This is a genomic window from Mycobacterium numidiamassiliense (assembly GCF_900157365.1).
Classification (GTDB): domain Bacteria; phylum Actinomycetota; class Actinomycetes; order Mycobacteriales; family Mycobacteriaceae; genus Mycobacterium; species Mycobacterium numidiamassiliense.
Map to the genome: position 1 here is coordinate 1 of NZ_FUEZ01000003.1, position 11,788 is coordinate 11,788.

Consider the following 11,788-nt stretch of genomic DNA (forward strand, 5'->3'; position numbering starts at 1 on the left):
AGACGGGTTATCCCGTGGAGATGCTTGATTTGTCGATGGCGTTGGAAGCGGATTTGGGGATTGACTCGATTAAGCGGGTTGAGATCTTGTCTGCGGTGCAGGAGCGGATTCCTGCGTTGCCTGAGGTAGAGACGGCGACGATGGCGGCGTTGGCGACGTTGCAGGAGATCATCGATTACCTGCAGTCGCTGATCACCCCGGCCGCCGTCGACGGCACACCGCCGATGCCAGCACCACCCCCGCCGGCCGCTGCCAACGGCACTCCGGTAGGTGACCGCCTCCCTTTTGAGTTAGCCGGAGCAGCGACCGCCCGCTACGCGGTGCACGCGGTCTCTGCTCCGGCGAGCGGGATGGGGATGCCGGGCCTGCACGGCGGCGCGAACGTCGAGATTGTCGCAACACAGGACGCCGTCGCGGATGCCTTGGCCGAATCCCTTGGCAGGTATGGCATTAACGCCACGGTTGTGCCCGCGCCCCGCGTCGATGCCGAGGCGGTGATCCACCTCGCAGCTCTGCAGAAAACAGCTACCCGCCACGACACGCTGGCTATCAACCGGGCGGTCTTCGCAGACGCGCAACGCATCGCGGCGAAATTCGCCGAACGCGGCGGTGTCTTCGTCACCGTGCAGGACACCGGCGGCACCTTCGGTCTGCTCACCGAGCCCGGCCCCCGCGCCTGGGCCGGCGGAGTCGGCGCCCTGGCCAAAACCGCCGCGCAAGAATGGCCGGCCGCACACGTCAAAGCGATCGACATCGCAATCGGGCAGCAGTCGCCGACCACCGTCGCCGAACAGCTCGCCCACGAGATACTGGCCGGCGGAGCCGAACTCGAAGTCGGTCTGGGCACCCCCCACGGCCGGGTCACGGTCGCCGCAGACCCGAGCCCGGTGAAAAAGCACACCCGGCGCATCGATCATCGCGACGTGATCGTGGTGTCGGGCGGAGGCCGCGGCGTCACCGCCGCTTCGGTCATTGCGCTGGCCGAGGCGACGCGGGCCAGCTTCGTGTTGATCGGGCGCACCGAACTCAGTGAGGAACCGGCCGCGGCGCACGGGCTGACAACCGACGCCGAGCTCAAGCGGGCCCTGCTCACCAGTGCCGCGGCGCAAGGCGTCAAGCCGACTCCCAAGCAGTTGGAACAACAGGTGCAGCGCATCCTGGCAGATCGCGAGGTACGTGCGACCCTTACCGCGCTGATCGACGCCGGCTCGCACGTTCGCTACGCGGCAGCCGACGTCCGTGATGCCTCTCAACTCGGTGCGCTACTCGACGGCGTGCGAGCCGATTTGGGGCCCATCACCGGGTTGGTACACGGTGCCGGTGTGCTGGCCGACGCACCCCTGCACAAGAAGACGCTGGATGGATTCGACCGTGTCTTCGAGACAAAGGTCGGCGGTCTGTGTGCGCTGCTGGACGCCACGGCCAACGATGCGCTGAAGGTCGTCTGCCTGTTCTCCTCGGTGGCCGCGCGCAGCGGCAACGTCGGTCAGAGCGACTACGCGATGGCCAACGAGATACTCAACAAGGTCGCCCTGGCCGAGCAAGCTCGCCGCGGCCCGTCCTGCCTCGTTCGTGCATTGGGCTGGGGGCCATGGGATTCCGGCATGGTCACCCCCGGCCTCAAGGCGATGTTCGAGTCCCGAGGCATCTCGTTGATCCCGATTGCGGACGGCGCGCAAGCTTTCGTCTCGGACGTCCTGGACGGGGAGACCGGGAGTTCCGAGGTGACTCTCGGAGACGGTGTATTAGCAGGCGTGCCAACACATCCGATGCCCGCCGAGGGCCGGACAGCAAGCGTGGTCGCCCACGCGTCACTACAGCCGTACCTGGTTGATCACCGGATTCAGGGCAACGTTGTGCTGCCGGTTGTGCAAGCGTGCGAGTGGTTCGTGCGGATAGCCGAAGCATGCCGGCCCGGCCAACACGTCGAGCGCCTTCTCGATCTCAAGGTGCTTCGTGGCGTCACGTTGACCGGCTTCGACCAACAGGGTGACCCATTGCTGGTGCGTTGCACACCGGTCCAGGAGGCGCCGAATCGATTGACATGCACGTTGTCCGATGGTTCGGGATCGGCCGCCTACTACTCCGCGACCGTCGAAATGCGTTCGGGCCCAACCGCCGCGCCGACACTGGCGACAGCTGCGCTCGGCGGTCGCCTGCTCGACCGCGACGCCTGCTACAGCACCGACGCGCTGTTCCATGGCCCCGCGTTCCAGGTCCTCGACAGCGTCGACTGCCAGGAGTCGGGCGCGACGGCATCCCTGTACGGCCTGACAACGGCAGGCTGGCCTGGCGACGGCTGGGCTACGGATCCGGCTGCCCTCGACGGCTGCCTCCAAGCGGCATTGGTCTGGAGCTTCGTCCGACTCGGTCGCACCGTGCTGCCGCTGAAGGTGGGCGAGGTTGTCCGTTATCGCGCCGGCGCGCTGGGCGGCGGGCTGCGGTGCGTACTTTCGAATGGCGACGCCAAGAACAGCCGAGCCGTCTGCGACCTCGACCTTGTCGACGCGGATGATCTCGTGGTTGTCAGCTTCAAACGGCTTGAGTTGTACCCCTACGGCAGCTGATCGAACGATGCCGCGGAGTCGTCGTGACGTTTGAGCCGATTGCGATCGTCGGTCAGGGCTGTGTCCTCCCCGGTGGTCTGAGCCCCGACGAGTTGTGGAAAACGGTCCACGAGGGGCGTGATGTGCTCGGCTCACCGCGGCCGGATTATTGGGGCGTCTCCACGGCGCAGATGCTGCGCGAACAGAAGAACGCGCCCTACTTCGACCACACGTGGTCCGATCGCGGCGGGTATGTGAGCGGCTTCGACGACGTTTTCGATCGCCGTGGTTTCCTGCTCGGCGCCGACGAACTCGACGGGCTGGATCCGCTCTTCCTCTGGGGCATCGAGGCGGCCCGGCAAGCTGTGCACAGCGCGGGCTGGCGCGCCGGCGAAGTCCCCGGCTCGGCCGGGGTGGTCCTGGGTAACCTCAGCTATCCGACAAAGACGATGACGGATCTAGCTGAAAAGGTTTGGCGCGGAAGCGAACACAGCATCGATTGGCGTAATCGCTTCATGTCCGGGCTTCCGGCGCATCTCATCGCAAATGGGCTGGGCTTGACCGCAGGCGCGACGGCCCTCGATGCTGCCTGCGCCTCGTCGCTGTATGCGATCAAGCTGGCCTGTGACCGGCTGCACGACCACACCGCGGATGTGATGCTGGCGGGCGGCGTCAATGGCGCAAGCAACTTGCTGCTGCACGTGGGCTTCAGTGCGCTACAGGCACTCAGTGCTTCGGGCAGATCGCGACCCTTCCACCGCAGCGCGGACGGATTGGTCCCCGCCGAAGGCGCGGCCATCCTGGTGCTCAGGAGGCTGGAAGACGCCATCGCCGAAGGCAACACGATCTTGGGCGTCATCCGGGGGGTGGGCCTCAGCAACGATGGCCGGGGACGTGGTCTGCTCGTGCCGTCCCAGGAGGGTCAAGAGCGCGCGATGCGGCTGGCTTACGAGATGGCGGAGCTTGAACCGCAAGATATCTCGCTCATCGAGTGCCACGCCACCGGGACCTCACGCGGCGACCTGACCGAACTGATGAGCATGACCGAAATCTTCGGCGGCATGGCGAACGTGCCCATCGGATCACTGAAATCCAACCTGGGGCACTCCATCACGGCCTCCGGTGCCGCGGGAGCGATCAAGGTGCTCGCGGCGATGCGGGCGCGGGTTCGCCCCCCCACACTGCACGTTGACGACCCGCTGCCGTTCATCGCGGACTCGCCATTCCGCCTGCTCACCGAGCCGGAACCCTGGACATGCGTGGGGCCGCGGCGCGCGGCGATCAACAACTTCGGTTTCGGTGGCAACAACGCGCACCTGCTCCTCGAAGAATGGATCGAGCCGGCCGACGACGGCAACACCCGTCCGAGGTGGCCGGCGACCAGACCCCAGGCCGACGAGGACATCGCGATCGTCGGACTGAGCCTGTTGGTGGGCGACGGACACGAAACCGCTTCGGTTGCAGAGCATCTACAGGCATGCCAGCCGATCCCCAGCGGCGAGGGGAGTGGCAACCTCAGGGCACGGATGGCCGAGGTCTGCCTCGATCTCACTCAAACACGTTTTCCCCCAAGCGATCTCAAGCAGACTCAGCCCCAGCAACTCGCCCTGTTGGGGGCTGCCCTCAATATCGAAGAGTTGATCAAGGGACTGCCGCCCGACCGAACCAGTGTCATTGTCGGGATGGGATGCGATCCCGAGGTGGCACGATTCGGGGTGCGCTGGCGGCTGGCCGACGAGATCGACGACCCCGATCAGCTGGCGACCGCGCGAGATGGTGTCGTGCAGGGATGGACCGCCGCGGGTGTCGTCGGCGCCATGCCGAACATCGTGGCCAATCGCCTGAACAGCCAATTCGACCTGCGCGGGCCGAGTTTCACGGTGTCGAGGGAAGAACTGTCCGGCACCACGGCTTTGGAGCTGGCCGCACGCGAACTGCGGCGAGGCGAAATCGACGCGGCGGTTGTGGGCGCGGTGGACCTCAATTGCGAATCGGTACACGAAGCGGCGGCGCACGCGTTGCTCGGGTCGGCCGAGCGGATACCTGGCGATGCCGCCGTCGTGGTCGTGCTCAAACGCGCGAGCGACGCCCGTCGTGAGGGCGATACGGTTCTGGCCGTCCTACCGGCGGATCAACAACCACACGGTGAGTGTCTTCACTTGGGCACCGCGCCCGGGGCATTGAACCTCTCGCCGCAACTCGGCCACGCCCATGCCGCGTCGGGACTGCTGCACGTGGCCGCGGGAGTGCTGTACGGCTTCCTCGGCGTATGGCCGGACGGCACGCCCTGGACCTCTGAAAAGCGATCGGCCGTAATCGCCTTGCGCGCCCTGGCCGGCCAGGAACAGGAAATCGTGCTGGTGCCTGCCGGCCCCAACCACCAAGGCGCCGAAGGGCTCAGTGCCCGGTTCCCCCAAGGCTCCCGATCCCCGACGGGGAAGTCCACGCGACTGCTGTTCCCCGCTCACCTGCCCGAAGTGCGGCTACCGATTCGTGCCGAGCAATCGGCATCCTCTGCAGAATTAGCTCCGGCTCTCGCCGGTGCGACCAATAGCGGCAATCCGCTGCCCGTGCCGGCCTTCTCCGGCGCAGCGGGGCTGCGGACCACCACCCCTCGACTGGAGCAGCTGATGGCAACGTATCTCCCGGTTCCGCCGGCTCTGCCCAAAGCCGAAGAGGCATTGGCGCGCGAGCCGCTGGGCGCGGTCCTGGCCGCGCAGACGCCACCCGAGCCGCTCTCGATCACTTCTGATTTCGACGTGCAGATGACCCGCGTGAGTACCATCGGCGGAAACGGCCACCACGGCTCCGCCGTCATCGCACCGCAGGACGACTGGCTAAATGGCGCTGACGACTTTCTGACGGAAAAACCAGCGCGGCCCGCCGTTGAACCGAAAGGGTTGTCCCGGAACGTTACCGACAGCGCGCCCGGTGCAGGCGCGTGCAGGGCGATCCAGCCGATCCGTCCCGCCGACAAGGTGGTGCCTGCGCCGACGGCCAAGCGCGCGCCGGTGGGTCTGACGCTCGACAAGGACGGTCTGCGGGTGCATTCTTCCGGCAGGATCTCCGAGATCTACGGTCCGGCATTCGCGGTGCAAGACGACTACCGTCGCCAGGTTCGGATGCCCGAACCTCCCCTGCTGCTGGCGGATCGCCTGTTGGGTATCGACGCGGAACCGGCGACGAACGGCACCGGAACACTGTGGACCGAAACCGATGTCACGGCCGACGCCTGGTGGATTCACCAGGGCCGGATGCCGGCCGGCATCATGATCGAGAGCGGCCAGGCCGATCTCATGCTCATCTCCTGGATGGGTGCGGACTTCGCCAACAAGAGCGACCGGGTGTATCGGCTCTTGGGCTGCGAGGTGACCTACCTGGGCGGCCTGCCCGAAATCGGCGATACGCTGCGGTTCGACATCCACGTGGACGGACACGCCCGTCAGGGCGATATCCGCATGTTCTTCTTCCACTACGACTGCACGATCGACGGCGTCGAGCGCATGTCGATGCGCAACGGCCAGGCCGGGTTCTTCTCCGACGAGGAGCTGGCGGCCTCGGGCGGCATCCTGTGGCGCCCCGAGGACGAGACGGTCAGCGGCCCAATGGAATCGACACCGGCGCAGACGTCGCGCACCTCGTTGCAGCGTGCCGATCTGGATGCGTTGGCGGCCGGCGAGATTTGGCATACGTTCGGCCCCGGTTTCGAGCGCGCCGCCAGCCACACCAGAACGCCGTCCATCTCCAGCGGCGACATGCTGTTCATTGACGAAGTCACCCACCTGGATTTCTCCGGCGGTCCGTGGGGACGAGGTTATCTGCGCGCCGTCGAGCACATCGGTCCCGAAAAATGGTATTTCGCAGGACATTTCAAGAACGACCCGTGTATGCCCGGCACGCTCATGTTCGAGGGCACCATGCAGACCATGGCGATCTACATGACAGCGCTCGGCATGACGCTGGAGTGCGACGGGTGGCGCTTCGAACCGGTACCGTTCGAGACGTACAAGTTGCGCTGCCGTGGGCAGGTCACGCCGCAATCGCGCGAGCTCGTCTACGAGGTGTTCGTGCGCGAGGTGGTCGCCGGACCCGAGCCCATGCTCTTCGCCGATCTGCTCTGCACGGTCGACGGCCTGCCCGCCTTCCACTGCCCCCGGATGGGGTTGAAACTGTCACCCGGTTGGCCGATGGATCTGGGCGCGAAAGAGCTTGCGGGATACTCCGAACCCAAGCCGGTCTCCGAGGTCGCGGGATTCCGGTTCGACTATCAGGCGATGCTCGCCAGCGCCGTTGCCAAACCGTCCATGGCGTTTGGTCCTCTGTTCGAGAAGTTCGACTCGCATCGGAAGGTGGCGCGGCTGCCCGGTCCGCCCTATCACTTCATGTCGCGGGTCACCGACCTGGTCGGCCAGACCGGTGTGGTCAAGTCCGGCGCGGAAGTTGTCGTCGAGTACGACGTCCCCAGCGACGCTTGGTATTTCGTCGCGAACGCCGAGGCGACGATGCCCAACGCGGTCCTGATGGAGGTCGCGCTGCAGCCCTGTGGTTGGCTGGCCGCCTACGTCGGCTGTCCACTGAATTCTGAAGCGGACCTCTACTTCCGCAACCTGGACGGAACGGGGACCCAACACCGGGAGGTCACCCCGGCGACCGGGACGTTGCGCACCAAGGTTTCGCTGAAGAGCATCGCGCAGGCGGCCGGAACCATCATCGTGAGCTTCGACGGCGAGATCCACGCCGACGACGGACTCGTCTACACCTTCGATACGGTGTTCGGCTACTTCCGCCGCGAGGCGTTACAGAACCAGGTGGGGCTCCCGGTCAGCGACGAGCAGCGTCGCGCGCTGGACCTCGCGTCCGACGGGCCGCCCGTCGACCTGAACACCCGCCCGGCCGAATTCTTCGGCCCGGGAGCGCGTTTGGCCGACCCGATGTTGTTGATGGTCGACCGGGTGACGGGCCGTTGGCCCGCCGGCGGCGAGGCCGGGCTCGGCCGGTGGCGCGCCGTCAAGGATGTCGACCCCGCCGAGTGGTACTTCAAGGCGCACTTTTATCAAGACCCGGTGCAGCCAGGGTCGTTGGGCATCGAGATGCTGCTGCAACTCCTGCAGTTCGGAATGCTGGATCTAGGGCTGGGCAGGGAAGCGGGACCATCGGCGCGGTTTGAGCCGGTGGCGCTGCATGACTCGATCACGTGGCGGTACCGAGGCCAGATCGTGCCGACCAACAAGCAGATCACGGCGCAGGTGGAGATCACCCGCGTGGCGCGTGACGACGACGGCATCCTGGCCGTGGCCGAAGCGTCCCTATGGGTCGACGGAAAGCGGATCTACAGCGCGAGCAACCTGGGTATGCGCATTGTGTGCTACGCGCAGGACACTGGATCCTTGGCGGGCAGCGGCTCGTCGGCCACGCCCTTGGCCGTCCCGGCCACGCCCCTGGCCGTCCCGGCCGCGCCCCTGGCGGCTCCGCCCGTGGCTACGACGGTGGAGACCACGATCGATCCCGCCCGGGACAGCTGGATCAACGATCATTGCCCGACGTATGTAATCCCCTCTCTGCCGATGATGTCGGTGCTGGACCTGCTCGCCCAGGCGGCCGGCGAGGCCGCGGGCACCAACGTCGTCGAGGTCACCGATCTGCGGGTAGCCCGGTGGATCGTCGTCGATTCGCCGAAGCAGCTGCGGGTGACCGTCGAGCCGGTTGCGCCAGGACGCTTCGCGGGCCGGGTCGAGGCGTGGCGTGACGCACCCAATCCGGTGCTGTCGCGCTGGGAGACGCACGCGGAGGCCGTCATCGTCACTGCGGACCACTACCCGGGCGAACCGGAAACGCCCGCCCCGCTGAAAGACGCCGTGCCCTTCGCCACTCCGTACGACGGCTCGGTGTTTCACGGGCCGGCGTTCGCCACCCTGATGGACGGTGCCCGGATCGGGCGCAACGGCGCATCCGGGACGCTCGCCGTCGACCGGTGCGGGGTTCCCGTGAGCCGGCTGCACCCGGGACTTCTCGACGGCGCGCTGCACGTCGTTCCGCACGCCGCGATGAGCGTATGGACCACGGACGGTACGGCTGTCGAGTCCTATGCCGACGCCGCGGACCCGGCGGTCGCGTTCCCGCGCCGCGTGGCCTGGGCCCGGTTCTACAGCGACACCCCGGTCGAGGCAACGGTGGACGTGGAAGCCCGATTTGTCGGGTTCGACGACGCCGATCCCCGGATGCCGATCATCGATCTATGGCTCAGCGCGGCGGGCAGGCCGTGGGCGCACATCCGTCTCGTCGAAATGCTGCTGTCCAAGGGGCCCCTCGCCCAGGTCGGCGGGCCCAAGCGTCGCGCGTTCTTGGGCGAGCGACGGGCGGTGCCTCAGATGTCGTTGAGCGATCGGCTCGGCCGCGGGGTGGTCACGCTTGATTCGGCGCGGGCGGCAACGCTGGACTGGTTCAAAGGCACCCTGCAGGCCGTGTATCGCACTGATAGCCAAGGGGATTCGCTGCTTGTCGACATCGCGACCAAGGAGGCTGTCGCGGACGCGGCCGACAATGCGATACACCCGTCGCAGGTGCAGATCGTCGACGGTCAGGTCACGGCGCTGCCGCTGGAGCGACTCTCGATCGAGGTCGAGCGACCCCACAAGGGCGTGTGCCGGGCCACCGCGTCGTTGCAGACCGACTGGCAGCCGGTGCGCAGCTGCTGGACCGACCGGTTGGGCATGGCGCCCGGCGGCTTCGGGGATCTGCTGCACTGGGCGCTGCTGTCGCGCTATGTCAGACACGTCATCGTCGCGGATCCACTGGCGACGGCGGCAATTCACGGGCGCCCGGTACTGCTGCTGGCCAACCATCAGGTGCAGGTCGAGTCGCTGCTGGGCACGACGATCGCGTCCTGGCTGACCGGCACACAGGTCATGCCGATCGCCCATGCCAAGCATGCAAATCGATGGATCGGCCAGCTTTTGCGGCTGCTCGACGCCTTGGCCGGAAGGGACCTGGGCAACATCCGCTACTTCGATCAGCAAAACCCGCAGCAGTTCTTCACCCTGGTCGACAAGATCAAGAGCGACGTCGCCACCCGCGGCAGGTCAACGCTGGTGCATGCCGACGGAACTCGATACCTCCACTCGGGTCAGCGTGTCGAGAGGCTCACCTCCACGCTGCTGGACATGGCGATCGACGTGTCGCTGCCGATCGTGCCGCTGTACTTCGCGGGAGGCTTGCCGGAAGAACCGGTGGACCGCAAGCTCGAAGTGCCGTATCGGCATGCCGCGCAAGACTATATCTTCGGCCGGCCGATCATGCCCGAGGAGCTGGCCGCCTGGCCGTACGCGCAGCGTCGGCGGCGCGTGATCGACGCCATCAACGCCCTGGCGCCATTCAGCGACGCTGCGCATGAGCCGAACGATGCCGTCGAGCAACGGATTTTCGCTGCAGCTCCCGGGGCGTCCCCCCTGGAGTCGATATGGGCGTGCATCGAAGACGCGCTGGACGGGATCGGCGTGAACTGGCGGGACGCGATCAGCGGTGACCAGTGGGCGGCGGCTCGATCATTCGATGCCGCCACCACGGCTACTGGCAGTCCATAGTCCAGTGCCGTAGCGGTCGTCAGTCGCAATCATGACCGCGATGCTGGTGACCGTCCGTCGACTCAGGGGAGCCGCCCATCATGCGCACCATCGGCATGCCTCCGGACGTGACGAACCGGACGACCAGCAAGGCCGCGATGACGAGGAAGACGATATTGAGCCAGGTGGTGTAGTTCCACGAGATCGACGCCTGCATGACCGCGGCATTGCGCTGAGTCGGAACCAGATTCGTTGCGCCAAAAAGCAATTCGATGAGGTACCCGGCGGTGACCATCGCGGCGTAGAAGGTCCCGAGCAGCGTGAGCATCATCCGGGTGCCGTAGTACTTACGGTAGATATTCAGGATCGGCAGGATCAGCAGGTCGGCGTAGATGAATGCGATCACGCCGCCAAAGCTGATGCCTCCGTTCCACAGCACCGCCGCCAGTGGCACGTTGCCGATGGAGCAGACGAAGGAGACGATCGCGACGATGGGCCCGACGATCGGCCCCCACAGCGCCGAGAGGCCGGGGTGGTCAGTCAAAAAGAAACCTCGCCAGAACGTTTCGGGGACCCACGCCGCGATGGCACCGGCGATCAACAGCCCCAGCACCAGGTCGCGCAGGATGGCCAGCCACTCCATCACGAACACGTGCGAAACCGACGTGAAGCCCTCCCCGGAAAACAGTCGCTGCCAGAACGAGCCCTCGCGTTTGATGGACATGTCCATCGCGGCGTGCCCTTCCATCGAACCGGCGATGCCCTGCTCGGCCTGCTCGCGGGCGGCGTCGACCAGGCGGGACCGCACGAACAACCGGAACAACGTGGCCAGCACCACGATCATCAGCGGGCCGCCGACGAACTCCGCGGCGGTGAACTGCCAGCCCATCAGCAGGGCCAAGATGATGCCCAACTCGACGACGAGGTTGGTGGAGCCGATCTCGAAGGCCATGGCGGCGGTGAAGTTGGCCCCCTTGCGGAACAACGACCGGGCCAAGGCGACCGCGGCATACGAACACGACGACGATGCCGCCCCGAGACCGGCGGCCACCGCCAGGGTGCGCGGTCGGTCGTCGCCGAGCAGGGCCACGACCGTCGAGCGTCGCACCACCGCCTGGACGATCGCCGACAGGGCGAAGCCCAGAATCAGCGCCCAAAGGATTTCCCAGGTCATGGACCCGGCCAGCGCCAGGGCATGTTCGATCGCTGCCAGCATGTTGCCGATCACGGTGGCCCTGCCTCCATCTGCTCGAAGTCGATCATCACGCATTCGCGACGATTCCGCCCGCGAAGCCGTGGGCGAGCCCACCCCAGGCCTCGGGGCCGTCGCGAAACCACATCGATCGTGAGGCGTGCTAATTACTTGTTGGACCAGCGTCCCAGTCGTCGCGCGATAATGGCTGGTCAAGAGATTGCCGATTCGCCAACGGGGGCGCAAGAGAACGTGTAGGTTCGGCGAAGTGGAGGTGGTCATGACACCGGGCGCTAGCTCATGCCAGCCGAGCGCCCGCAGAGCGATGCACCCCATGCCGGAAAAGCGCAGGCGAGCTGGCTCGGTGCTGCTCCGCACCGCGGCAGGCCGCCTCGAACGAGGGCCCGCGATAGACACCCGCGTCGGCCTTGAAGCCTTTGTATATGGGGTGGTGTTGCCAACTTAAACGTTCGTACCGGTAGCGGCACGGG

Annotated in this window: 3 protein-coding genes; 2 read left to right on the plus strand and 1 reads right to left on the minus strand. The window is 66.4% G+C overall.

All coding sequences use genetic code 11. The features are described from left to right. Together MNAB215_RS00025 and MNAB215_RS00030 are read left to right on the plus strand one after the other, a co-directional pair. Positions 1-2,567: SDR family NAD(P)-dependent oxidoreductase (locus MNAB215_RS00025; protein ID WP_131829061.1), on the plus strand; the 2,567-nt coding region annotated here is incomplete at its 5' end. Between the two features lie 23 nt (positions 2,568-2,590). Continuing rightward, the gene (locus MNAB215_RS00030) at positions 2,591-10,126 is read left to right on the plus strand and encodes a beta-ketoacyl synthase N-terminal-like domain-containing protein (protein ID WP_077076928.1); all 7,536 of its coding nucleotides are present in this window, start codon (positions 2,591-2,593) and stop codon (positions 10,124-10,126) included. Positions 10,127-10,145: 19 nt separating this feature from the next. Here the strand turns inward: MNAB215_RS00030 and MNAB215_RS00035 are convergent, their stop codons facing one another. After that, positions 10,146-11,321, minus strand: coding sequence for a permease (locus MNAB215_RS00035; RefSeq protein ID WP_077078285.1), 1,176 nt, complete (start codon positions 11,319-11,321; stop codon positions 10,146-10,148). Between the last annotated feature and the right edge of the window lie 467 nt (positions 11,322-11,788).